The 25,642-nt window shown below is 44.7% G+C and carries 22 protein-coding genes and 1 other annotated feature; of the genes, 5 read left to right on the top strand and 17 right to left on the bottom strand.

Annotated elements, in window-relative coordinates; all coding sequences use genetic code 11:
- Positions 1-506: 506 nt before the first annotated feature.
- The 6 genes from vpsR to xerD form a co-directional block, all read right to left on the bottom strand.
- Complete coding sequence (gene vpsR, locus D8S93_RS17675; protein ID WP_046873964.1) at positions 507-1,841, bottom strand: cyclic-di-GMP-binding transcriptional regulator VpsR; 1,335 nt, start codon at positions 1,839-1,841, stop codon at positions 507-509.
- Positions 1,842-2,085: 244 nt separating this feature from the next.
- Positions 2,086-3,603 (bottom strand): lysine--tRNA ligase, encoded by a 1,518-nt coding sequence (gene lysS, locus D8S93_RS17670; protein WP_005397328.1) that lies wholly within the window; start codon positions 3,601-3,603, stop codon positions 2,086-2,088.
- Positions 3,604-3,637: 34 nt separating this feature from the next.
- A protein-coding gene (gene prfB / locus D8S93_RS17665; protein WP_100068604.1) for a peptide chain release factor 2 occupies positions 3,638-4,736 on the bottom strand; the annotation gives its coding sequence in 2 pieces (ribosomal slippage) (positions 3,638-4,660 and positions 4,662-4,736; 1,098 coding nt in all).
- Positions 4,737-4,909: 173 nt separating this feature from the next.
- The gene (gene recJ / locus D8S93_RS17660) at positions 4,910-6,649 is read right to left on the bottom strand and encodes a single-stranded-DNA-specific exonuclease RecJ (RefSeq protein ID WP_006742673.1); all 1,740 of its coding nucleotides are present in this window, start codon (positions 6,647-6,649) and stop codon (positions 4,910-4,912) included.
- 44 nt (positions 6,650-6,693) lie between these two features.
- Positions 6,694-7,482 carry a bifunctional protein-disulfide isomerase/oxidoreductase DsbC gene (dsbC, locus tag D8S93_RS17655; RefSeq protein ID WP_152814508.1) on the bottom strand — a complete coding sequence of 263 codons (789 nt, stop codon included), beginning with the start codon at positions 7,480-7,482 and terminating at the stop codon, positions 6,694-6,696.
- 59 nt (positions 7,483-7,541) lie between these two features.
- The gene (gene xerD / locus D8S93_RS17650; protein ID WP_005397336.1) at positions 7,542-8,459 is read right to left on the bottom strand and encodes a site-specific tyrosine recombinase XerD; all 918 of its coding nucleotides are present in this window, start codon (positions 8,457-8,459) and stop codon (positions 7,542-7,544) included.
- A gap of 158 nt (positions 8,460-8,617) precedes the next feature.
- On the opposite strand from xerD, the gene fldB reads away from it, so the two are divergent.
- A complete protein-coding gene (fldB, locus tag D8S93_RS17645; protein WP_005397338.1) occupies positions 8,618-9,136 on the top strand; it encodes a flavodoxin FldB in 519 nt (172 codons plus the stop codon).
- Between the two features lie 78 nt (positions 9,137-9,214).
- On the opposite strand, the gene brnQ is transcribed toward fldB, so the two are convergent.
- Positions 9,215-10,525, bottom strand: coding sequence for a branched-chain amino acid transport system II carrier protein (gene brnQ, locus D8S93_RS17640; RefSeq protein ID WP_167426880.1), 1,311 nt, complete (start codon positions 10,523-10,525; stop codon positions 9,215-9,217).
- A 330-nt stretch (positions 10,526-10,855) separates the two neighbouring features.
- Between brnQ and D8S93_RS17635 the strand changes: the two genes are divergently transcribed.
- Both D8S93_RS17635 and srmB read left to right on the top strand, forming a co-directional pair.
- On the top strand, positions 10,856-11,575 hold the full coding sequence (locus tag D8S93_RS17635; protein ID WP_152814507.1) for a tRNA1(Val) (adenine(37)-N6)-methyltransferase: 720 nt from the start codon (positions 10,856-10,858) through the stop codon (positions 11,573-11,575).
- Positions 11,576-11,682: 107 nt separating this feature from the next.
- Positions 11,683-12,906 (top strand): ATP-dependent RNA helicase SrmB, encoded by a 1,224-nt coding sequence (gene srmB / locus D8S93_RS17630; RefSeq protein WP_319803036.1) that lies wholly within the window; start codon positions 11,683-11,685, stop codon positions 12,904-12,906.
- A gap of 109 nt (positions 12,907-13,015) precedes the next feature.
- Here the strand turns inward: srmB and yaaA are convergent, their stop codons facing one another.
- Together yaaA and D8S93_RS17620 are read right to left on the bottom strand one after the other, a co-directional pair.
- The gene (gene yaaA, locus D8S93_RS17625) at positions 13,016-13,792 is read right to left on the bottom strand and encodes a peroxide stress protein YaaA (RefSeq protein WP_012842137.1); all 777 of its coding nucleotides are present in this window, start codon (positions 13,790-13,792) and stop codon (positions 13,016-13,018) included.
- Between the two features lie 111 nt (positions 13,793-13,903).
- Positions 13,904-15,337, bottom strand: coding sequence for an alanine/glycine:cation symporter family protein (locus tag D8S93_RS17620; RefSeq protein WP_005396293.1), 1,434 nt, complete (start codon positions 15,335-15,337; stop codon positions 13,904-13,906).
- 721 nt (positions 15,338-16,058) lie between these two features.
- Between D8S93_RS17620 and D8S93_RS17615 the strand changes: the two genes are divergently transcribed.
- Entirely contained in the window at positions 16,059-16,244 is a 186-nt protein-coding gene (locus D8S93_RS17615; protein WP_005396294.1) for a DUF3545 family protein, read from the top strand.
- Positions 16,245-16,478: 234 nt separating this feature from the next.
- Here the strand turns inward: D8S93_RS17615 and D8S93_RS17610 are convergent, their stop codons facing one another.
- The 3 genes from D8S93_RS17610 to nfo form a co-directional block, all read right to left on the bottom strand.
- A complete protein-coding gene (locus tag D8S93_RS17610; RefSeq protein WP_152814505.1) occupies positions 16,479-17,030 on the bottom strand; it encodes a hemerythrin domain-containing protein in 552 nt (183 codons plus the stop codon).
- 112 nt (positions 17,031-17,142) lie between these two features.
- Positions 17,143-17,823: a uracil-DNA glycosylase gene (gene ung, locus D8S93_RS17605; RefSeq protein ID WP_152814502.1), complete on the bottom strand. Its 681-nt coding sequence runs from the start codon at positions 17,821-17,823 to the stop codon at positions 17,143-17,145.
- Positions 17,824-18,106: 283 nt separating this feature from the next.
- Positions 18,107-18,994: a deoxyribonuclease IV gene (nfo, locus tag D8S93_RS17595; RefSeq protein WP_152814500.1), complete on the bottom strand. Its 888-nt coding sequence runs from the start codon at positions 18,992-18,994 to the stop codon at positions 18,107-18,109.
- A gap of 326 nt (positions 18,995-19,320) precedes the next feature.
- On the opposite strand from nfo, the gene grcA reads away from it, so the two are divergent.
- Positions 19,321-19,698 (top strand): autonomous glycyl radical cofactor GrcA, encoded by a 378-nt coding sequence (gene grcA / locus D8S93_RS17590; protein WP_005381814.1) that lies wholly within the window; start codon positions 19,321-19,323, stop codon positions 19,696-19,698.
- Between the two features lie 92 nt (positions 19,699-19,790).
- Here grcA and D8S93_RS17585 read toward each other — a convergent pair whose 3' ends face one another.
- The 5 genes from D8S93_RS17585 to thrL all read right to left on the bottom strand — a co-directional run bounded on the left by D8S93_RS17585 (position 19,791) and on the right by thrL (position 25,465).
- A complete protein-coding gene (locus D8S93_RS17585; protein WP_046873970.1) occupies positions 19,791-20,450 on the bottom strand; it encodes an NADPH-dependent FMN reductase in 660 nt (219 codons plus the stop codon).
- 115 nt (positions 20,451-20,565) lie between these two features.
- A complete protein-coding gene (gene thrC, locus D8S93_RS17580) occupies positions 20,566-21,846 on the bottom strand; it encodes a threonine synthase (RefSeq protein ID WP_152814498.1) in 1,281 nt (426 codons plus the stop codon).
- The gene (gene thrB, locus D8S93_RS17575) at positions 21,843-22,799 is read right to left on the bottom strand and encodes a homoserine kinase (protein WP_152814545.1); all 957 of its coding nucleotides are present in this window, start codon (positions 22,797-22,799) and stop codon (positions 21,843-21,845) included. The genes thrC and thrB overlap by 4 nt, the downstream gene beginning before the upstream one ends.
- Before the next feature lie 20 nt (positions 22,800-22,819).
- Positions 22,820-25,279 (bottom strand): bifunctional aspartate kinase/homoserine dehydrogenase I, encoded by a 2,460-nt coding sequence (thrA, locus tag D8S93_RS17570; protein WP_074192050.1) that lies wholly within the window; start codon positions 25,277-25,279, stop codon positions 22,820-22,822.
- A 53-nt stretch (positions 25,280-25,332) separates the two neighbouring features.
- Positions 25,333-25,452 (bottom strand) — a sequence feature (Thr leader region).
- Positions 25,388-25,465: a thr operon leader peptide gene (thrL, locus tag D8S93_RS17565; RefSeq protein ID WP_074192076.1), complete on the bottom strand. Its 78-nt coding sequence runs from the start codon at positions 25,463-25,465 to the stop codon at positions 25,388-25,390. It overlaps the preceding feature by 65 nt.
- Between the last annotated feature and the right edge of the window lie 177 nt (positions 25,466-25,642).

Genomic DNA, 25,642 nt, shown 5'->3' with positions numbered 1-25,642 from the left:
TATTCGACTGGGAAAAATAGTGCGTAAAATGAACAGAGGCGCTCTGTTGATACTAAGCCGCTACTTTTCCGCAGCCTAGTAATAAATAAGATAGGTTACGGATTAATTTTTATCTTGTGAGCCAGTGGTATTGGTATCATCCGACTTAAGAGTCATCGGAGCGATAGGCATACGATCAGCGCAAGCAGTGGTGTTAACAACGTAATGTTTCATCTTGCGCCTCCTAGCTAAAAATTAATCCGTTTATGAAAGGTATAACTCATTGAGTTACGGTTAAATTGTAAGCTTTGATGAATATATATCAAACATTTTTTGTCTTTTTGATTAAAAACAAATCAATACACCGCAATTCAGTTTCATATACTTTTCTATATAACATATTCACCTAGGGAATATATGAAATTACGGATTTTATAAATCAAACTGAATACAAAAACAAAAAGAGCGGCTTTGTAGCCGCTCCTTCACTGATATTCATTCACCAATTTAACTTCAGAAAGAACAAATTACATGGCTTGATCAGAAATCAAATTATGTTTGTTCAGTAGTCGATACATCGTCGCGCGTGAAACACCAAGCTCCTTCGCCGCATTCGAAACTTGACCAGAATGAGATTCCAAAACAACCAGTAACGCGTCACGCTCACTCTTCTCACGAATCGATTTCAAACTGCGCTTTGAGTCATTACGCTGAGGCAAATCTAGGTGATGCTCTTCAATCATTACGCTGTCAGACATCAGAACCGCTCGTTTCACTTGGTTCATCAACTCACGTACGTTACCTGGCCAGAAATAACGTGTCAGTGCCTTGAGTGCATCCTCAGAAAAGCTTTTTGCTTGCGAGTTATACTCTTTAGAAAACTCTTGTAAGTAGTAGCGCGCTAACAAAGAAATATCGCTCGCGCGCTCTTTTAAGCTCGGGACATTAATGCGTAATACGTTAATGTAGTGGTAAAGCTCTTCATTAAAATCTCCGTCAATCAAGGCTTTTTCTACATCTGACGAGTTAGCCGCAAGGATGCGTACGTTAACCGCTTTTACACCATCTTTGGTATCAATGGTGCCTTCTTGCAAGAATCTCAGCAGATTCATTTGTTGCTCTTTTGAGATGGTAAGAATGTCATTAAACAACACGGTGCCGCCATCTGCTTGTTCGAGCATACATGCTTCCATATCTTCATCGGCGTTAATACCAAATACTTCCGCCTGGAAACGTTGCTCATTGAGCGCGCGACAGTTAATTGCCATAAACGGTTTATGAGAACGTGAAGAGACTTTGTGGATAGCGCGAGCAACCGCTTCTTTACCTGTACCACTTTCCCCAGAAATCAGAATACTGACGTCCGTCGGACCGATTCGCTTTACTTGATCGCGTAAACGCTTCATCGGGATAGATTCACCTATCAGCCCCATGTCTAAGCTGCTACCAAAACTAGGCCAAACTTTTTTCTCCAACTTGAGCATACCAAGCTGGTGACCAATCGTGCTTAAAAGTTGGGCATCCGGGATTGGCGCAGTGAAAAAGTCGATACAAAAGTTAACAATGAACTGGCATATGGTGTCGGTGCCAAGCTGAGATTCACGAATAAACGCTAACCAACGCACGTGTTTGTGAGAACTGACTAAGTTCGCCAAACCGTTCAAGCTGAATTCGTCATGGCTGAGATCGACAATACCGATACATGGACCAATATCCTCTAACAACGTATTAGCTTTGCGTAAGTCACCCACTTGGTGACACTTCCAGCCCACTTGCTCAAGTACTGATAACCAAGGCTCATAAGTACCGCCAACTACCACAAGCGATCCCGGGATGGAATCCATCTTAAACTGCCCAGCCATTCTCTAACCCTTTTTCATTGTTAATAGAAATTTTGCGCCACAAACCTATCTTTGCGAGCGGGTAACATTATCGAGACTCCGCGCCCCCACGTCTGTCTCAGTATTAAGACTATGCAATAGATTGAGATTTGGCGAATGTTTATTTGCATATCCTATTAAAAAGCAAATGCAACAACTTGAACTTATTTAACTAAAAGGCATAAAAAAACCACCCAAAGGTGGTTTTTTTGATCATCCTGCCAAATTACGCTTGTGGGCGCATTGCTGGGAATAGGATCACGTCACGGATAGTGTGCGTGTTAGTCAGTAGCATAACCAGACGGTCGATACCGATACCTTGGCCTGCCGTTGGTGGTAGGCCGTGCTCTAGTGCAGTGATGTAATCTGCATCGTAGAACATAGCTTCGTCATCACCAGACTCTTTAGCTTCAACCTGTGCTTTAAAGCGCGCGTCTTGATCTTCTGCATCGTTAAGCTCTGAGAAGCCATTCGCCACTTCACGACCGCCGATGAAGAATTCAAAGCGGTCTGTAAAGAACGGGTTGTCATCGCTACGGCGAGCCAATGGAGAGATGTCCGCTGGGTAGCCAGTGATGAACGTTGGCTGCATTAGCTTAGGTTCTGCTGTTTCACCGAAGATTTCTTCTAGAAGCTGACCACATGTCCAGAAGTCTTCTACTTCAACATGTACTGATTTCGCGATAGAAACCATCAGCTCACGGTTTTGTAGATCTTCTTCGGTTAGCGCTTGGATTTGCGCGTGATCTGGGTTGTACTGCTTGATTGCTTCAAACATGCTCATACGAGTGTAAGTGCCACCAAATTCAACCGTTTCATCACCGTAAGGCATTGATGTTGAACCTAGAACTTCTTGCGCTACCGAGCTTAGTAGTTCTTCAGTAAAGTCCATCAGATCTTTGTAATCCGCGTACGCCATGTAGAATTCCATCATAGTGAATTCTGGGTTATGACGTGGAGAAAGACCTTCGTTACGGAAGTTACGGTTAATTTCGAATACGCGATCGAAGCCACCAACCACTAGACGCTTCAGGTACAACTCAGGTGCAATACGTAGGTACATTGGCATGTCTAGCGCGTTGTGATGCGTGATGAATGGGCGTGCACTTGCACCACCAGGGATCACGTGCATCATCGGCGTTTCTACTTCCATGAACTGTTTTGAGATCATGAAGTTACGAATTGCAGACATCACTTTAGAACGTACAATAAATGCTTTACGTGAATCTTCGTTCACAATCAGATCAACGTAACGCTGACGGTAACGCATTTCTTGGTCAGTAAGACCGTGAAACTTCTCAGGAAGTGGACGAAGTGCTTTAGTTAGCAACTCGTATTCTTCCATGTTCACGTACAGGTCACCCTTACCAGATTTGTGCAGCGCACCTTTAACACCGATGATGTCACCGATATCAAGACCTTGGTATTTCTCTTTTAGCTCTTTTTGTACGTCTTTAGCAGCGTAAGCTTGGATACGGCCAGATGTTTCTTGAATTACTAGGAATGGACCACGCTTAGCCATAATACGGCCAGCAATTGCAACCACGTGGTTAAGCTCTTCTAGCTCTTCCTTCGTCTTTTCACCGAACTCTTTTTGAAGGTCGCCCGCTAGTGCGTCACGACGGAAGTCGTTTGGGTGGCCGTTTGCTTTGCAGCTCTTTCGGATTTCATCCAGTTTAGCGCGGCGTTCAGCAATCAGCTTATTTTCTTCTAGTACAGTTTCGTTTTGAACAGCATCAGTCATTTTCGATGTATCCTGTTTTTGTCGGTGAAAAGCTTTATAGGCCTGACTTCAGGCTAGCTTCAATAAATTTGTCCAGATCGCCATCAAGAACCGCTTGAGTATTACGGTTTTCAATGCCCGTACGGAGGTCCTTAATACGTGAGTCATCCAATACGTAAGAACGGATCTGGCTACCCCAGCCAATGTCAGACTTAGCGTCTTCATTAGCTTGTTTTTCCGCGTTTTGCTTTTGCAATTCAAGCTCAAATAGCTTCGCTCGAAGCTGTTTCATTGCCTGATCTTTGTTCTTATGTTGAGAACGGTCATTCTGACACTGAACCACGGTGTTCGTTGGTACGTGCGTAATACGTACCGCAGATTCTGTGGTGTTGACGTGCTGACCACCTGCGCCTGACGCACGGTAAACGTCGATGCGTAGGTCAGAAGGATTAATGTCGATGTCGATGTTTTCATCAATCTCTGGATAGATGAACGCAGACGCAAATGACGTATGGCGACGGCCGCCTGAATCGAACGGAGATTTACGAACAAGACGATGAACGCCCGTTTCAGTGCGCAACCAACCGTACGCATACTCACCAGAGATGCGAACTGTTGCCGACTTAAGACCCGCGACTTCACCTTCAGAGACTTCAATCACTTCAGCTTTGAAGCCCTTCGCCTCTGCCCAGCGTAGGTACATACGCAGCAGCATGTTGGTCCAGTCTTGTGCTTCCGTACCACCAGAGCCAGCTTGCAAATCGATGTAGCAATCTGAACTATCATGATCACCCGAGAACATACGACGGAATTCAAGCTTTTCTAGCTTCTCTTCCAACTCAGCAAGTTCTGGTTCGATTTCGTCAAATGTTTCTTGATCTTCTTCTTCTACAGCCAGCTCAAGAAGACCTTCTACGTCTTCTACACCTTGCTCTAGTTGATCAATAGTTTCAACAACCGCTTCTAGCGATGCACGCTCTTTACCCAGTGCTTGTGCACGTTCAGGTTCGTTCCATACATCAGGTTGTTCAAGCTCTGCGTTGACTTCTTCTAGACGCTCTTTCTTCGCGTCATAGTCAAAGATACCCCCTCAGGACATTTGTGCGCTGAGACACGTCCTGCAGACGGTTTTTAATTGGATTGATTTCAAACATGTTTACTCAACATTTTAGAATAGAATTTAACCGAGAAATTCTACTGAAAAATGTGACCGAGATACAGGAAAATTTCGGATGAGAAATCAGATTGCGGTTAGAGAGAGCACGGTCATAAAATTTTACACCCTCTTAGGGGCAACCGTACTCTATAAGAAAGGTTAATCTAGATATTACTTAGCTTCGATATGATCGATCATCAATTGCAGTGATTGATTACCACGAAATTCATTCACATCCAATTTGTAAGCTAAACGTACCGTTTTAACTGATGCATCCGGCCAGCGACGCAAATCGACATTAAATGCAATGCCATCGATCATCACATTGGTAGGATGACCTTTGTAAAGCGGCTCTAACATCAATTTAAGATGCTTCTCACCCACCAGCTTTTGATGCAACACTTTAAACTCACCATCAAAGATTGGTTCAGGGAAGGCTTGTCCAAAAGGGCCACCAGATCGTAGCTGTTCAGCAACATGCATAGAGAATTCTTCAGGCTTAAGTTCACCATCTGACATGATCACGCCTTTTAGCGCCGCTTCATCGAGTTCTTTTTTTACCACTTCATCAAATAAACGGCTGAAACGTTCAAAATCCTGCTCTTTAATTGTTAAGCCTGCCGCCATCGCGTGACCACCAAATTTGATGATCAAACCTGGGTTTTGCGTGTCGATGAAATCCAACGCATCGCGCATGTGTAACCCCGGAATAGAACGACACGAGCCCTTAATTGTCCCTTCTCCGCCATCAGCAAATGCGATGACTGGACGGTGAAACTTCTCTTTGATGCGCGAGGCCAAAATACCAATCACACCTTGGTGCCAATCACGTTGGAACAAGGCTAATCCGTAAGGAAGCTCACTGCCTTCACCAAACTGAAGACGTTCGCAGAAAGCCATCGCTTCTTGCTTCATGCCTTCTTCAATCTCTTTACGAGTTTGGTTCAAACCATCCAGTTCACTTGCCATACGACGAGCGGCGTGAATGTTGTTACACATCAACAGTTCAACACCAAATGACATGTCATCAAGGCGACCAGCAGCATTGATACGAGGACCTAAAGCAAAACCAAAATCGGACGCCACCAAACGACGCGCATCACGCTTCGCGACCTCAATCAATGCTTGAATGCCAGGGCGCGCTTTGCCCGCACGAATACGTTGCAAGCCTTGGTGTACAAGAATGCGGTTGTTTTCATCCAATGGCACGACGTCGGCGACGGTACCCAGTGCAACAAGGTCAATCAGTTCCATCAACTTAGGCTCTTGCATCCCCTGTTCTGCAAACCAATTGTGTTTTCGCATATGAACGCATAGTGCCATCATGAGATAAAACGCGACCCCGACACCAGCGAGCGCTTTAGACGGAAAATGACAGCTCTCAAGGTTTGGGTTCACCATTGCATCCACATCAGGCAACACTTGTCCCGGTAAATGGTGGTCGGTAACGAGCACGGTAATACCGTTTTCTTTTGCGTAACGCACGCCTTCGATTGATGACACACCGTTATCTACCGTCATGATCATCTCAGCGCCAAGCTCTAATGCTTGGTCAACGACTTCTGGGCTTAACCCATAACCGTCTTCAAAACGATTCGGTACTAGGTAGTCCACATTGTGACTACCAAGCATACGCAGCGCGAGCACCGACAATGCAGAGCTCGTCGCACCATCAGCGTCAAAATCACCGACAACGATGATGCGTTTTTGTTCTTTTATTGCCTGAAACAAAAGCTCGACAGCTTGCTCAATCCCCCCGAGTTTTTGGTAAGAATGCAAACCACGAGCTGACGTTTCTAGTTGCGCAGGATCCGTAATCCCACGGTTGATGTAGATACGTTTTAGAATCGGAGGAATGGAATCAGGAAGAAGGGAAAGATCAGGTTCAGGACGTCGTTGAATTTCTATCATGCTTGAAAAGAGCCGGCGACTTTGCCGGCTCTGCTCCTAAAGGATTATTGTTGCTTTAAACGTTTCAATAGCTCTGCAGGTGGTAGGTAACCGCCAACCATTTCGCCATTCGGTAAGAAGATCGCTGGCGTACCAGAAATTCCCAATTGGCGACCTAAATTGTAATGTGATTGAATGGTTTCTTTACACTGTTTTAAGTCTTTCGCAGGGTTATCAAACGTACGATTCACTTTCGCATTGTGCATTGCCGACTTTGGATCTTCAGCACACCAAATCGTCGCCATTTGCTCTGCCACTGGGCCAGTAGCACCTTGGCGAGGGTAAGCCATGTAACGCACTGTAATGCCTAGATCGTTATAGCCTTGCATTTGGCTGTGCAGACGCACACAGTAACCACAAGTGATATCAGTAAATACCGTCACAGCATATTTTTCATCGTCGGCTTTGTATTCAATCATGCTATCGGAGAACTGCGCGATTTTCTCCGCATTAAGCGGCGCTTGGCGCTCTGCAATGACATCTTTGTAACTACCATCGTCATTGATGGCATAAAGCGTACCGGCGATAAAATGGCTACCATCATTTGAAGCAAACAAGATCCCGCCATTAGTTTGGATTTCTAATAAACCAGCAACTTCTGATGGCTGAATATCAACGATAGATAAACCAAGCTTTGAGAACTTAGTTTTTAATGCCGCTTCATCAAAACTGCTTTGCGCAGCTGTTGCCACTTGCTGTGCAGGAGTGTCCGTTTTAGCCTGACTTTCTTCTGCACCACAAGCGGTAACAAAAAATGGTAAAGTCAGCAGAGTTAGTCGGCGTAATACGCTCATGAAATTCACCTTAATATAAAATCGTTTTTCCAAGAAGACATGGATGAATCTAACCATTGTTATGCTCTTGGGTGGTGTTGACTGTGGATCTGCTTCAATCGTTCAGTCGCCACGTGAGTATAAATTTGCGTGGTCGATAAGTCACTATGTCCTAATAGCATCTGTACGACCCTGAGATCTGCGCCATAGTTCAATAAATGCGTGGCAAAGGCATGACGCAGTACGTGCGGCGACAGCTGTTCAGTGTCAATCCCTGCTATCAAAGCATAGTACTTAATACGGTGCCAAAACGTCTGACGAGTCATTTGCCTTGCGCGTTTGCTAGGAAAAACAATATCAGATGATGTATCACCAAGTAACGCAGGACGCCCTTGTTGAATAAACGTCTCGATCCAATCTACCGCGTTCTCCCCCATTGGCACTAAGCGCTCTTTACCGCCTTTACCTGTGACACGTACAACTCCTTGACGCAAACTAATGTTTTCCATAGTTAAACTGACCAATTCCGTCACACGCAAACCAGTCGCATACAGTAGTTCCAGCATCGCTTTATCCCGCAATTCCACAGGATCATTCGGGTCTGGCGCTTCGAGCAAGGCGTCCACTTGCTCTTCACTAATATCTTTGGGCAAGCGTTGTGGCAGTTTAGGACTGACCAAGAGCGCACTCGGATCATCAGCACGTACTTTCTCACGATGCAGATATTGGAATAAACGGCGAATTGCCGACAACATACGCGCACGGGACGTCTGCTTGTAATCCAAGTCTACAAGGTAGCTTTGGTATTCTTGCAAGCCAGACAAACTAATGAAATCAAGACGGTAGCGATGTTTCTCCATCCACGTGAGCAGTTTCATCAAATCATTTCGATAGGAAGCCAACGTGTTCTCTGATAGCCCACGCTCCATCCACATCGCATCTAAGAATTGCTCAACAAGCGAAAAGTCTTGTTGATTGACAGGCTGTTGTGCCGTCATGAACGCTTCCTTATCTGTTTATATTTACAGTATTTAGATTAAGGCACCTACCGATCCAATACCATAAAAAAATCATCCCGCTTAGGATATTCGCTGCAATCTTCCTCAATTTATGGTTAGAATCTTCCACAACAGCAACACAAATAACGATGAATATAATGAAAATCGGACTCTTTTACGGCTCAACGACCTGCTACACCGAAATGGCAGCAGAGAAAATTCGTACCATTATTGGTGAAGACCTTGTCGACATTCACAATGTGAAAGAGACACCGTTATCACTAATGGCGGACTACGACTTATTACTCCTTGGCATCTCAACTTGGGACTTTGGTGAAATTCAAGAAGATTGGAATGCGATTTGGCAAGACATCGCCACAACACCATTAAAAGGTAAAGTTGTCGCGCTGTTTGGTCTGGGTGACCAAGAAGGCTACGGTGAGTGGTATTTGGACGCGATGGGCTTACTTCACGATGAATTACAAGCGACCGGCGCAACCTTTATCGGTTACTGGCCAAATGAAGGCTACGAATTTGAAGCATCGAAAGCACTGATTGAAGATGGCAGCAAGTTTGTTGGACTAGCGTTAGATGAAGACTCGCAGTACGAACTGAGTGATGAGCGCATCGAAAAATGGTGTGAACAAGTTCTTGTGGAGTTCCACGACACACTTTAATAGTGTGAACGCTTCAAAGATAAAAAGCCCGATGAAGTAATTCATCGGGCTTTTTAATATCTTGATCGTGCGAAGTTATTACGCCGTTTCTTGTGCTAACTCTGGACGAGGTTTCGCGATGAAGAACATGCACACGATAGCCGCAAATGTTGGAAGCACCCAACCCATGCCCACTTCGAATAGTGGCAACATGTTAAACGCAGAAACATCAACACCCGATACTTTTGCCGCATCAACCAACGCAAACAGCAGAGATACAAGTAGTACCGCGCGGTAAGCAAAACGTGGATTTGGCAGTTTGCTGCGTACAAATGTTAGTGCAACCAACGCAATCGCCACAGGGTACAGCGCAAACAATACTGGCACTGACAGAGAAATCAGTTGTGCAAGGCCGACATTCGCAACCAACGCACAAACAGAACCGTTAATCAGTACCCATTGCTTGTATGACAGTGGCGTTTTCGAGCTGAAGAAGTCTGAACACGCAGAAATCAAGCCAATAGCCGTTGTCAAACACGCTAGTAATACAATGACAGACAGAACGATTTGACCGTATGGACCAAACAGCGCTTGAACGTATTGGCTAAGTACCAGACCACCGTTATCTGCACCAGCAGCAACAGTTGCACTTGTCGCGCCCAAGTAGAATAGTGAGATGTAAACAAACGCAAGACCGGCAGCGGCAATACAACCTGCATAGATTAGATATTTAGTCGTTGCAGAACGCTCAGTAATGCCTTTACCTCGCAGTGCATCAACCATCAGCATGCCAAACATCAATGACGCGAACGTATCCATTGTGTTGTAGCCTTCTAGGAAGCCTTTGGTCAGTGGTTGCGTTAAGTACTCACCGTGCGCGCCCAGCATGTCACCTTGAGGATCAATAAATACCGCGACAGCAAGAATGATCAAACCCACGAACAATGCCGGCGTCAGTACTTTACCGATAAGATCAATCAAACGGCCTTGGAACCATGAGAACATCATCGCCGCAATAAAGAAGATCACTGAAAATGCAGTGAGATGCGTTTGTGACGCTTCAAGGAAGAAAGGTTTCACCGCCATCTCGTAAGCCACTAGGCCAGTACGAGGCGCAGCAAACGCAGGACCGATGATGATGAAGATCAACGCAGCCATAATAACCGCTGCTTTTTTCGGAAGGTCTTGCGTTAAGTGCTCCCAAGAACCACCAGCTACAGCAATAGCAACGATAGTAATAAGAGGTAGACCTACCGCTGTTAGCAAGAAACCAAACATCGCTGGCATTAAGTTTTCACCGGCTAGCTGACCCGCTAGAGGTGGAAAGATGATATTGCCCGCACCCAAAAAGAACGCAAATAGCATAAAGCCTACTGCGATAATATCTGTTAGTTTTAACGTCTGCTTCACAGATAACCCTTGTCTTTTAATTAATGAATGTTGTGTATGCTTAGACCACTTTTTGTATACCTAAAGTCAATAAGTACACGTGGTTCAATCTATAAAATTTTCGCCGCATAATGACGAAAGACTCATCATTTGGCAACCTTTAAGAAAAAAACACCATATTAATTTAGTTTTCAAACTTAAAAGCAGTGGATATAACCAGATCTAAATAACAGACTAGTTCTTTATCTCGATCAATTAACAATACAATTTAATAACCAACAAAACAACAATCTATACAATTAAGAAACAATAGAGAAATTCACTTAATTATTGAGCAAACATAAAACAATCATGAAGAGCAAAAAACTGAAAACTAAAGGCTTCAATTTTAAGCAATTTTGTATTGAGGGCGGCGAGAGTGGTATGCCCGTCAGCACTGATGGGGTCATGCTTGGTGCTTGGATTCAAAGCCCGAACAACGCTCAAATTCTCGATATTGGCACTGGCACCGGGTTGCTTGCCCTGATGTGTGCCCAACGCTTTACAGAAGCTCAAGTAACCGCGGTCGATATTGAATTAACAGCCATTGAAGCTGCGCAAAAAAATGTGGTTCAGTCGCCTTGGTCAGCTCGTGTGAGTGTGCATCATTCTGACGTACTAGACTTTACGCCGACGCATCCATTCCAACGTATCATTTGTAATCCTCCCTACTTCAATAGCGGCGAGCAATCGAAACACAGTCAACGTGCAACCGCGAGGCACACTGATACGCTACGCCACAACGCATTGCTACAACGTTGCTATCAGTTGCTTGATGAACAAGGGAAAGCTAATTTTGTGTTACCAATCACCGAAGGCGAACGGTTTATTGAACTAGCATTACACCAAGGTTGGCATCTATCGCGAGTCTGTCGTGTACAGCCATCAGAAAAGAAACCGGTACATCGACTGTTATTTGAACTGGCGAAGCAGCCTTGCGATACTCAAAAATCACATTTAATAATTCATTCGCATGACGGTTACAGTGACGATTTCGTCCAATTAACCCGCGAGTTTTATCTTAAGATGTGAAATAACATGTGATCCTTATCACCAATCACTTTATAATGTGCGACCTTTTTGTATTCTATGCTGTTGTGGCGAACCATTAACCAAGCTTTGCTTGTGGAGAACTCATTGTGATCAGAACCTTTGCTGAACTTGATCTAGACCAAAACCTACTTGAAGCCATTGAAGAGATGGGTTACGAACGCCCAACAAAAATTCAGGCAGAAGCGATTCCACAAGCGTTGGATGGTCGTGACATTCTAGCGTCAGCGCCAACAGGTACTGGTAAAACGGCAGCCTTCGTTCTGCCAGCATTGCAATACTTGCAAGACTTCCCTCGTCGCAAGCCTGGACCTGCGCGTATTTTGATCCTAACGCCGACGCGCGAATTGGCGATGCAAATCGCTGATCAAGCACGAGCTTTGGCAAAAAACACTAAACTGAACATTTTCACCATCACAGGTGGCGTTCAATACCAAGAGCACGCCGATATCCTTGCGACAACACAAGACATTGTGGTTGCAACGCCTGGCCGTTTAAAAGAATACATTGATGCAGAGCGTTTTGATTGCCGTGCGATTGAATGGTTAATTCTGGATGAAGCAGACCGTATGCTAGACATGGGTTTTGCTCCTACTGTCGATCGTCTATCTAACGAGTGCCGCTGGCGTAAACAAACCCTTCTGTTCTCAGCAACTTTAGAAGGTAAAGGCGTAGAGGGCTTTACCGCTGATCTGTTGAATGACCCAGCAGAGATCGATGCAAAATCGCCACTGCGTGAGCGTAAGAAGATTGCTCAGTGGTACCACCGTGCTGATGATGCAGAACACAAGCTTGAATTACTAAAACACATTATTACTCAGCAAGCAGAACGCACCATTGTCTTCTTGAAGACACGTGAGCGTTTGGCAGAGCTACGAGTGCAGCTTGAGAGCGCACAGATTCCATGTTCTTGGATTCAAGGTGAAATGCCTCAAGATCGTCGTAACAATGCGATTTCTCGCTTCCGCGATGGTACTGTAAACGTGCTGCTCGCAACGGACGTTGCTGCGCGTGGTATCGACCTTCCGGATGTGTCACACGTTATTAACTACGACATGCCACGCACGGCTGATGTCTACCTTCACCGTATTGGCCGTACGGCTCGTGCGGGTAAGAAAGGTAACGCTATCTCAATCGTAGAAGCACACGACCAACCAATGATGGATCGCGTTGCACGTTACGTGAAAGAAGACATCAAAGAGCGTTTCGTGAAAGAGATGCGTCCGAAACACAAAAAACCTGTGTTTAAGAAGAAAAAGAAAAAAGAAGACAAGAAGAAGCCAGCGAAAAAGAAAACCGCTAAGAAGAAGTAATCTTATGGGGGCGAAATAGCCCAAGCTAAAACATAACAAAGGGTTGGCAGTGCCAACCCTTTTTCGTTTGTACTGATAGAGATTAACGTAGACTACGTCTCAATAAGTTTTAGTTTTGCTCTTCACGTTTAAATACTAACTCTGTTGGTGTCGATTCATCTTCAACAAAGTAGTAACCCGCTGTATCAAACTTAGTCAGATCTGCCACGCTCTCAATACGGTTTTCGATGATGTAACGCGCCATCATGCCGCGCGCTTTCTTCGCGTAGAAGCTGATGACCTTGTATTGACCATTCTTACAATCTTTGAATACTGGCGTGATCACTTGCGCATCTAAGTTCTTTGGCTTCACCGCTTTAAAGTATTCATTTGATGCAAGGTTGATAAGCACATTATCACCTTGAGCAGAAATCGCTTCGTTAAGCTTATCCGTAATCACATTGCCCCAAAACTGGTACAAGTTCGTGCCCTTGTCGTTTGCAAGCTTGGTACCCATTTCAAGACGGTATGGCTGCATCAAATCGAGTGGTTTTAGTAAACCATAGAGGCCAGACAACATGCGCAAATGATCTTGGGCATACTCGAAGTCCGCTTCAGATAAGGTTTCGGCGTCTAGTCCTGTGTAAACATCACCTTTAAACGCTAGGATCGCTTGTCGTGAGTTTTCTGTGGTAAACGTTTCACTCCACTCTTGAAATCGCCCGACATTCAAATCGGCAATCTTGTCGCTCACTTTCATTAAAGAGGCAACATCAGCAGGAGTCAGTTTGCGGCAAACATCGATAAGCTCTTTTGAGTATTCGACCAACTCAGGTTGAGTAAATTTTTCTGTCGCTAACGGAGACTCGTAATCAAGAGTCTTCGCTGGAGAAACTACGATAAGCATGACTTTCCCTTCTCTAATTTTGTTTTTTAATAGGGTACAAAAAAAGCCATGCATTGTCTGCATGGCTTTTTACATCGTACTAATAGCTTTCAACTATGAGTGATAGCTCACTTAGTCTTTTTTATCGTTGTACCAAATGCCTTCTTCAAGCTGAGATTTCAGCTCAGGGAAGTCATTCGCATCAAACGTTGGTACTTTACCTTCACCAAGTTGGCGGTTGTAATCTTTTGCTAGCTTAATCACGATGCCAGATAGCAAGATGATTGCCACCAAGTTGACTATCGCCATCAGCCCCATCGAAACATCAGCAAGTGACCATACGACTGGGAGCGAAGCAAGTGCACCAAACATCACCATACCAAGAACAACAACGCGGAAAATGCTTAGGCCCGCCTTATGGTTGTGCTCTAGGAAGATTAGGTTCGTTTCAGCGTACGAGTAATTCGCGATGATTGATGTAAATGCAAAGAAGAAGATTGCCACGGCAACAAAGATGCCACCCCAATCACCAACTTGCGAGCTCAATGCACGCTGAGTTAGCTCGATACCCGTCACTTCTGTTGCTTGACCGACATACTCACCTGACATCAGGATGATAGCCACTGTCGCTGAACAGATAACGATCGTATCCATAAATACACCTAGCATCTGAACATAACCTTGAGATGCAGGGTGTGGTGGGTAAGGCGTTGCTGAAGCCGCCGCGTTTGGCGCAGAACCCATACCCGCTTCGTTCGAGAATAGACCGCGTTTAATACCGTTAATCATTGCCTGTGCAATCGCGTAGCCAAGACCACCAGCCGCCGCTTCTTGCAGACCAAATGCGCTCTTAAAGATAAGCATTAATACATCAGGTAGCTTCTCTAGATTAGAGAACATGATGAACAGTGCTAGAGCCAAGTATAGCAGCGCCATGATCGGAACGATCATCTCTGCGACTTTTGCGATACGCTTGATACCACCGAAAATTACAATCGCAGACAGTACTACAACCGCGATACCAACGTACAGGTCACTCCAACCAAATGCGGTGCTCATTGCATTTGCAATTGAGTTAGCTTGTACAGCGTTGAATACCAAACCAAAAGCGATGATTAGGAAAACTGAGAACAATACGCCCATCCAACGCATGCCTAGGCCTTTTTCCATGTAGTAGGCAGGACCACCACGGTAGTTGCCATCATCATCTTTGGTTTTGTATAGCTGCGCCAGAGTACTCTCTGCAAACGACGTTGCCATACCAAGCATTGCGATCAGCCACATCCAGAAGATCGCGCCAGGACCACCTGCAGTCAATGCAACTGCAACGCCCGCCATGTTACCTGTACCAACACGTGCAGCAAGACTAGTACAAAGCGCTTGGAAAGAAGAAATACCAGCTTTGTCTGCTTTACGACTGTTCTTAAGAACAGAGAACATGTGGCCGAAATGGCGGAACTGAATGAACCCTAATCGAACGGTGAAGTAAATACCAACACCAACAAGAAGATAAACCAGAATCGAACCCCAAAGGAGATCGTTCATCAAATTGATTAAGTCTGTCATGTGTACCTCAAAGTGAGTTGCGCCGGTCTATGCGTCCAAGCCATCCACCAAATTGCCTGCTAAGTGTCAAAGTGTGCTTAGCTTTTTAAGTAATGTTTATGGGCAATCTAGAATCGTAAACGTCGCTTCATGCATCCATTTTACGTACCAGCGTATTTTTTGACGGGCGGATAATGCAACCTAGGAGCGCAAAAATCAATATGCAATCATGATAATAACATTGTTATTTTTCACTATAAAGTCACCAAAAAATAACATAATTGGAAGACTTAACACCCATAAACCGCAACATTTCAATTACCAAATGCCAACATAAATAATTATCGCCCACCAAACAGAACGGAGACCCATATAATTAAGACCAAGCTAGTATTCACAAGGTGTTACATAAATTTGCTCTAGTGCCTTACCATCTAATTGAACACTATTTCATCAAACTGGTTTTATGCAACTTTGACCTTTGCACTGTCCCCCCACTCGCCAAATCGAATTAACATTGAAAATCTCTCTATTTAATCGTTTTCTTGAGATCGTTTGTGCATTTTTTAGCCACTACATTGCCATGAAAAGTGTGATTTTGAGAATATTTTTGCACGAAAATGTCATGCTACCGACACAAATGCGAAATATATCATGGTTATTCTCACGGCTATTGTGGTACTTAAAAAACTCCACAAGGACTGGTTACAACAGTTTAGCTTAAGAAAGGTAAAGGTGGCTTATGGAAGGCTTTCAACTAGATGACATTTTTAATCTGGATACTACCTCAACAACCAAATCTCGTGCCAAACCAGTAAAGCGAAAGTGGCGTGAAATAGAAGAGATGAACGACAGGCGCAATTTGCTTAAAGAGCTACGCGAACTTGATGCCTGTACCGACTACAACTTGGAAGACATTAAACTCTAATTCAAACAAAAGGCACCTTAAGGGTGCCTTTTGTTTTTGTTTACAGTAACGGTAAACGACTTGAATTTAAGCGCCAGGATTTGAGTATGAGTACCGTTATTACTCAATAGGAATTTTCCTGTCTTTTGGTTGAGAAGCGCAAAAGATAAATTTGCGTCCAATTCTCAATAAATAAGAAATGCAGCTAACAAACCCGAGTGATACTTTCGCTCACTCAGGTTTTATCGCACACACTTAAACATACTCAGCATCACTTTGACGCACACGTTCAGCTAACTGTTTATAACGGTCGGCAATGGTGTCACCAAAAACTGGGTCATCTTCAATGACGCTCCATAAGCTTTCAACATGCTGCCAATCTTCGGTAGTGAACAGCTCCTCAATGAGAGGCAGGATTTTTCGCTCCTCTAACTCCAAGTGGCGTCTTTGTGATTCAATGAAGTCCTCTAGGTGGGCCACAAACATGTCTTGAGGCACAACTGCATCCTGCAGGATCATCTCTATCAAGGAAGCAAACTCTTTGGTTTTACTTGCTAACTCTTGATGTTCTTTCTCTAAGTTTTCCATGGTCTGTTGCTTACCATAGTGCTCAAGAAAGTGGTGATAGAGAATATCTTCTTTCGGATGGTGAACTTTTTCTGAATGATTAGAGAGGTAATCAACTATCTCGCTTACTAATGCGTAGTTGATCGCACCTTCTTCTTTTATCTCATTAAGTTTATGGCGCAGTATCGCCAACAGACGAACCATATAGCCGTGTTCGCGTCGAATTCTTTCGATCATCATAGCGTCTCTCCTTAACACCTACTTTTAATAAGTGTACATGAGAAATTTGCCATCAGCCTCGAGCGTGCTCAAAAAAACAGCGATAATGGTAGCATTATCGCTGTCTCTTCTTTTATACAGTTAATGGCAAATGCCAGTTGATTGGTGCTTTTCCTTGCGAGGCAAGTAACTGGTTTGCTTGAGAGAAATGCTTACAACCAAAAAAGCCTCGGTGTGCTGAGAGTGGTGATGGATGTGGTGCGGCTAACACATGATGTTTATTGCGATCAATAAAGCGCCCTTTCTTCTGAGCGTGAGAGCCCCACAATAAAAACACCACACCTTCCTGATGCTGGTTTATCGCTTCAATCACTCGGTCAGTGAACGTTTCCCACCCCGTTTTTGAATGTGAATGCGCTTTACCTTGCTCAACCGTCAATACCGTATTGAGCAACAATACACCTTGCTCTGCCCAACTTTGTAAGAATCCATGCTGAGGGATCTGGAACCCTTCAATATCTTGAGCCAGCTCTTTATACATATTAACGAGTGATGGTGGCGTTTTGATTCCAGGAAGAACGGAAAAGCACAAACCATGCGCCTGATTTGGACCATGGTATGGGTCTTGTCCCAGAATCACTACTTTAACATCGTTAAACTCGGTAAAACGAAACGCATTAAAGACATATTTCGCTGGCGGGAAAATCGCTTTGCCTGCGGCGCGTTCTGCTTCTACAAAATTCAAAGTGTCTACAAAGTAGCTCTGTTTTTTCTCTTCGCCGATCACATCGTGCCAAGTGGGTGACTGATTCATGGAAAGTTCCTGTCCTAAATTTTGCTTCTATTCTAACGAGCGAAACCCAAACAAACAAAAACTTACCACGAACTTGAGAACAGTAATAAAGGACTAATGCTTCTGTGGCGTTCGAAAATGCCCCTGTCCTGTAATGTGACGATTAGGCATCGGCAAACGAAGTACGCGGCGGCTATATGCGTAAGAAGCAAAAGAGAGTGGTCGAGACATAGTGGCATCCTTCTTTCTTAATTCCAATTGACTTAAGTGGCTAAGAAAGAAAGGTGCCAACTCTGCGATCACATCATTGGTTATCTATCGCCGCTAAATGGAATTGACGCAACGTGTTGATCTCTTGCTGCCAAATATCCGGATCAATTGTTTCTAAAATCAGAGGGATACCATCAAATCGAGGGTCTTTAGCGATGTACTCAAAACAATCCCACCCGATCTCTCCTTTGCCTAAAGAGTGGTGGCGATCCACTTTGCTGGCAAACTCAACTTTTGAATCATTTAGATGCATTGCTCTTAAATAGTGCATCCCAACAATACGGTCGAATTCAGCAAAGGTATGCTCACAATCCTCTTTAGTACGCAGATCGTAACCGGCGGTAAACGTGTGACAAGTATCGAGACATACACCAACACGTTCTTTGTCTTCCACTTGATCGATGATTTCAGCAAGATGCTCAAACTTCCAACCTAGGTTCGTACCCTGACCAGCCGTATTCTCGATTACCGCGATCACATTCGGCACCGCTTTGTGCGCAAGATTGATCGACTCTGCGATCGTCGCTAAGCACTCCTGTTCCGAGACTTTCTTTAAGTGGCTCCCAGGGTGAAAGTTCAGCAACGTTAAACCCAATTGATTACAACGCTCCATCTCATCGATGAATGCAGCGCGTGACTTATCCAACTTATCCGCTTCTGGTGCACCTAAGTTAATTAGATAAGAGTCATGGGGAAGAATATGTTCTGCGCCGAAACCCAGCATTTTACAGTTCGCTTTAAACGCACTGATGGTTTTTGCTTCTAAAGGCTTCGCCACCCACTGGCGTTGGTTTTTTGTAAATAGTGCGAACGCATTCGCGCCAATTTCGCGAGCTCTCAACGGCGCTTGGTCGACCCCACCAGCAGCAGAGACATGTGCACCAATGAGTTTATTCCCAAGCTTGTTTTTCATGTTTGTCATTTAATCACTTTAGACTTTCAGTATTGCTACCTAAATACAGATAGTTGCGTTAATCAGTTTAAACTTTAAGCTCAATTTGTAGTAAATTTACAACAAAATGAGTTATTAAATATTTTTTATATTATCAAATAAATTGTAATTAGTTTGTTTTCAAAGGTTTTATTGATTTAACTCAACAAAATAACCTTAATAAAAATAATGTTTTTGGTTGTTTTTTGACTTAAATCAATATTAAAATAGTGGATATTAGCTATATAATACTCAGCTCAACGAAAATTCGAAAATTAACACCAATAATCACCACGTAAGTGGTCTAGGAGATAGTGATGATCCAAGGTATCCAAATTACAAAAGCGGCAAACGACGACCTACTAAACTCTATCTGGCTATTAGATAGCGAAAAAAATGAAGCTCGTTGTGTTGCTGCAACTGCTGGCTACGAAGCAGACCAAGTTATCGCAATCAGCGATCTAGGTGAATACGAAAGCCGTGAAGTAGCAATCGAAACAGCTCCTCGCATCGAAGGCGGTCAACACCTAAACGTGAACGTGCTTAAACGCGAAACACTAGAAGATGCAGTTGCACACCCAGAGAAATACCCACAGCTAACAATCCGTGTTTCTGGTTACGCAGTACGTTTCAACTCGCTAACTCCAGAGCAACAACGTGATGTCATCGCTCGTACTTTTACTGAGACGCTATAATCTCAATAAAATCGACTTACTCACATTTAAAAAGCTTGGTCTCAATGGCCAAGCTTTTTTTGTTTTTCCATGCATCTAACCGTTCTGTTCCTTTACGGAGCATTTCTCTGTGACGGATCCTTCTTAAACACTTCAGCCAGTGAGGTTGGGTCAAGCCTTTCTCTTTGTTGTGAAGCGCCTTCTGCCCACCAAATGAGTTGATGTATTGTGCGATTCATATAGCTGTCCCACTGCGTCTGCTGCAATTCATCCGCAACGACACCCTGTTCGTCAAACACTTCTTGCGCTTTCGGAATGTGAATCATCGCCGAGACAGGTAAACATCCAAGTTCAGATAAGAAGGTACGCATCGACACTGCAGCTCGAACACCACCCCATTGTCCAGCAGAATAGGTCACGATAGCACTTGGCTTATAAGAAAACAGCGAACTACCAAAATGGTTAAGCATGTTTGCCAAAGCAGGGCTCATCGAATGGTTGTATTCCGGACTGACCATCACGTACCCATCGGCGCTTTTAATTTTGTCTGCCAGTTCTCTCAAGTGGGCTGGCACTTTAGCGCGATGGTAAGCAAACTCAGGCTTAAACACGTCGTCAAAGTCGTAGTTCAATGGGTCAATGATTTCGACGGTATGTTGGGAATACTGATTCTTAAACAACGTTTCACATGCTCTACTCACTCGCATGCCCAAGCGGGCTGGTCGTGGCGGTGTGCTGTCTCTTACCGAGCCAAGAAAAATCAAAAAATGCATGCTTCTATTTCCATCTTTAAGTTCGTTTCTCAATCATAAAGAGAGTCGAGACTTACTGACAATAAAAAAGGCGAATGATTGCTCATTCACCTTTCGTCGTTCATCATTTTAATAATTACTGTACACGGCGCAGTACTTGTTTCAATGCATCAAAGTCTGCGTCTAGCTCTTCCGATAGCAGTTCCATCGCCGCGTGCTTCGCTAGCGGTGCAGGAAGCTCGATGTCAGATTGCAAAATGTCATCCACCACTTCTTTGAACTTCGCTGGGTGCGCAGTACATAGGAAAAGACCGGTTTCACCTTCTTGCAGTTGCTCTTCAAGAACGCGGTAAGCAATCGCACCGTGCGGTTCACATAGGTAGCCCAATGAGTACAAGTCTTTCACAGATTGTGCGCTTTGCTCATCTGAAACCGCGCCTTTACCTAGTGTCTCTAGGCCCCACTCTTTCACTCGGCAGAGCTCTTCAATACGCGGCCAGTTGTTCGGTTGACTTACATCCATTGCGTTCGATGTCGTTGCAACCGTTGCTTTTGGCTCCCACTTACCTGTTTCTAAGTAGCGTGGCACGGTGTCATTGGCGTTGGTTGCAGCAATGAAGCGTTTGATCGGCAGACCCAGCGCTTTTGCCAGTAGACCTGCCGTCAGGTTACCGAAGTTACCACTTGGTACAGACACTACTAGGTTTTCACGCTCTTCCTTACTCATTTGCGCGGCTGCTTCAAAGTAGTAACAGATTTGCGCCATCAAACGGCTGATGTTGATTGAGTTTGCAGAGTTCAGGCCGATCTCTTCACGCAGTGCGGAATCATCGAAAGCTTGCTTAACCAGTGCCTGGCACGCATCGAAGTCGCCATCGATCGCGACAGTGTGAATGTTCTTGCCTAGCGTACAGAATAGCTTCTCTTGCAGTGGGCTGATCTTGCCTTTCGGGTAAAGAATCACAACGTTGATGCCTTCCATACCATAGAAAGCGTGCGCAACGGCTGCGCCAGTATCGCCAGAAGTCGCAGTCAGAATGGTGATCTTGCCACCGTCCGATACCGCCGCAAGAGATTGCGCCATAAAGCGACCGCCAAAATCTTTAAATGCCAGCGTTGGACCATGGAAAAGCTCTAACGCGTAAACACCGTCTTTGACTTGATTGATTGGCGCCGGGAATTGGAACGCTGCGTCCACAAGCGCGTTGACTTGCTCTTCCGCCAGCTCATCACCGATAAACGCTGATAAAATCTTAGTGCTACGAGAAACAAAGTCTTCTGCCAGTAGCGCATCAACGTCTTCAAACTTTGGTAATTCCGATGGGAAAAATAGACCTTGGTTACGGCCTAACCCTTGGCGAACGGCTTGGCCAAAGGAAACTTGTTCATCATTTTCTTTTATATTGTAAAGCTTCATAGCTCACTTCCTGTTACTTTCGAACCCTGCTTATCTAGACGACAAACGTGGACGAATCCTTCTTCGTTTTGTACGTAGTTCTGTTCTAACCAGCGAGCAACTCGCTCAGCGACATCTTTCTCTTTGCAAATACTGAACAGTGTTGGACCACTGCCAGAAATACCGGTTGCTAACGCACCTGCTGATACAGCGTATTGACGTGCATTCGCAAAGCCCGGAAGCAGTTTCTCACGATACGGTTCTGCGATCACGTCTTTGATCATTTTTGCAGCTAGCTCTGGCTGACCAGAATGACACGCATGAATAAAGCCCGCAAGGTGACGGCCATGAGCGATGATATCTTGTCGGCGGTATTGAGATGGTAGGATCTCACGCGCTTCTGCTGTTGATACTTTGATTCCCGGATACGCCATGACCCAGTACCAATCATCAAAACAAGGCACTTCTTGACTGATGATACCAAGCTCTTCAAGCATCAACTGAACACCACCAAGGTAACACGGCGCGACGTTATCGTAGTGAATACCACCAGAGATTTTGCCTTCCATTTCCCCCATCAGTGCTAGCAGCTCAGTCTCATTCAGCGGTTGACCATGGAATCGGTTTAAGGCATCCAGCGCCGCCACGATAGAACATGCACTTGAGCCTAAACCTGAGCCTATTGGCATGTTCTTTTCTAGCGTCATTTCAAGTGGTTTTAGCTCAACACCTTTTTTATCTAGCTCGCGAGAAAACACCAGCCAACAATCGTAAACGATGTTTTCTTTTGGCTCTGTAGGCAACTTAGAGACAAAATGACCCGCAGTTTTCAGACTGAACGGCTCAGTCCCTACCTTAACTTGCACTCTGTCACCTAGCAAGGTTCCATCCACTGGAGACACCGCCGCCCCCAATACATCAAAACCAACACTTACATTACCAATTGATGCTGGGGCATAAACCACTACATCCATATCACTTGAACTCATTCTTGTTATACCCCTAGTTTCCAACCTAAAGTACGCATCACGTCAGAGAATACACCCGCAGCCGTTACCTCAGTACCTGCGCCATAGCCACGTAACACAAGTGGGATTGGCTGGTAGTAACGGCTGTAAAATGCCAGTGCGTTTTCACCGTCTTTGATTTTATACATCGGATCGTTTTCATCCACCGCAGCAATGCTTACTGTGCACTTGCCCTCGTTAATTTCACCAACGTAACGCAGTACTTTGCCTTCTTCTGCTGCTTTAGCTGATAACTCTTTGAAGTAAGCATCCGCTTCTGGGAGACGCGCCATAAACTCATCAACACTGCCTGAATCATCAAAACCTGGCGGTAGCGCTTGGTCAACAACAACATCTTCAAGCTCTAGTGACATGCCCGCTTCACGAGCTAGGATCAACAACTTACGCGCGACATCCATACCAGACAGATCATCACGAGGATCTGGTTCAGTAAAGCCATTTTCTTTTGCGATATTCGTCGCTTCACTTAAGCTCATTCCTTCATCTAACTTACCGAAAATATAAGAAAGAGAACCGGAAAGAATACCGCTGAAGCGCTCCAGTTCATCGCCTGCAGAAATTAGGTTTTGCAGGTTTTCAATAACCGGTAGGCCTGCACCTACGGTTGTTTCATACATCAATTTACGACGGGAGCTACGAGCCACATCGCGAAGCTGATGGTAGTACGCCATGCTTGCTGTGTTTGCTTTTTTGTTTGGTGTTACAACATGAAAACCTGCCGCTAGGAAGTCGGCGTATTGTTTAGCAATGTCTTCACTGGAGGTACAATCAACCAATACTGGGTTGATAATATGATTGCGTTGTACCAAAGAAATCAGACGCGCTAGGCTGAATTCTTCTGTGGCTGCTGACATACGATCACGCCAGTGCTCGAGCGGTAAGCCTTCGCTATCAAGCAAAAGACCTTTGCTGTTTGCTAAGCCACAAACTCGAATCACAATGCCTTTCTCAGCCAGTTTGACTTGTTGGCGTTCGATCTGATCCACCAGCTCGCCACCCACACCACCGACACCAACAACGAACACATCGAGGAAGTGTTTCGAGTTGAATAGGTTTTCGTGACACGCTTTGATCGCTTCAGAAATTTTGTCTTCTGGAATAACGGCAGAAATCGCACGTTCTGATGAGCCTTGTGCTATCGCCACGATGTTCACGTTCACTTCAGCAAGAGAAGAGAAGAAGCGAGAAGCCACACCACGCGATGTGCGCATACCGTCACCAACAAGCGTAATGATTGAAACATTATCAATAAACTCGACCGGTTCTAGTAAGCCATCTTTCAGTTCTAGCTCGAACGCATCTGCCAGCACTTGCTGCGCTTTCGCTTTATCTTCAGCCTCAATACAGAAGCTGATGCTGTATTCAGAAGAAGACTGAGTGATCAGAACAATAGATACACCAGCAGAAGACATCGCACCAAATACACGGCTCGCCATACCTACCATCCCTTTCATACCAGGGCCTGATACGTTAACCATGGTTAGGTCGTTAAGTGTTGTTATACCTTTGATCGCAAGATTATCTTCACCAGTATCTTGGCCGATAAGAGTACCTGCACCTTGAGGGTTAAAGCTATTTTTGATCAGACATGGAATGTGGAATTGAGCAATAGGGGCGATGGTTTTCGGGTGCAGAACGGAAGCACCAAAATAAGAAAGCTCCATCGCTTCTTGGTAGCTTAGTGATTTAAGTAGGCGAGCATCTTCGACTAAACGTGGGTCACAGTTGTATACACCATCAACGTCGGTCCAGATTTCACAACAGTCTGCGCGTAAGCAGGCAGCAAGAACCGCTGCCGAGTAGTCAGAGCCATTACGACCAAGCGTGACAAGCTCTCCTTTTTCGTTGCCAGCTGTAAAGCCCGGCATAATGTTCACATGACCCTGAGGAAGGGGGTTTTGACGGAAGTTTTGTGTTGAAATATCCACATCAACCATAGCTTCAAGATGATCACCTTGGGCATACAGATACTCGACAGGATCGATCAAGCTCGCTTGTTGTCCCTTCGCCTCCAAGACAGCTTTCATCAACTGAATGGAAACACGCTCACCTTTACTAATAATGCGCGCATTTACGTTGTTTGGGCACATACCTAATAGATTGATGCCGTGAACAAATTGACGTAATTGAGATAGCGAGGTTTTCACTTGGTTATCGAAAGCTGAACCATCAATATTGGGGAGTACTGCTTGGATTTGAGTGAAGAGCGTTTTAAACGATTCATCCAACTCTTTGATTTGCAGCTCTGCTTCACCATTGCGCAACGCGCCTTCAATGACTGCAACCAACTTATTTGTTGTTTTACCTGGGGCTGAAAGAACAACAGCCACTTCTTCTTGTTGAGCGTTATTGGCAATGATGTCTGCCGCTCTTAAAAAGCGATCTGCATCAGCTAGTGATGAACCGCCAAACTTCAATACTCGCATCCCTTCCTCCGGTATATCTTCTCAAACTTGTCTAAATTCTGGATAAAAAAGCATAAAAAAAGGCCTGTATCTTGTTGGATACAGGCCTTTTTTGTGAATTTCTTTCGCTCAGCAGCCTGCCCCAACATGTGTCGTGTCGGTAATAATAATGGTCGTGGTCATTACTACTAGGCTGTTAGATGGCATAAATAAATATTCAACGTTAATTGTGTTTGCTTAACCCTACGTTTACCGAGTTTCCGATTCATAGTCAACAAAAAATTGTTTATTTTTCAGTCTTACAGCGATTTCTGCTAAGCAATCTTATTGATATTTAAAGCTAATTGGATGTTATTGCTCGTTAGGAAATCTGTCGCTTATTTT

Source organism: Vibrio sp. VGrn 2, from assembly GCF_009361695.1.
In the GTDB taxonomy this organism is placed as follows: Bacteria; Pseudomonadota; Gammaproteobacteria; order Enterobacterales; family Vibrionaceae; genus Vibrio; species Vibrio diabolicus.
This window is presented reverse-complemented; position numbering and strand designations above follow the sequence as displayed.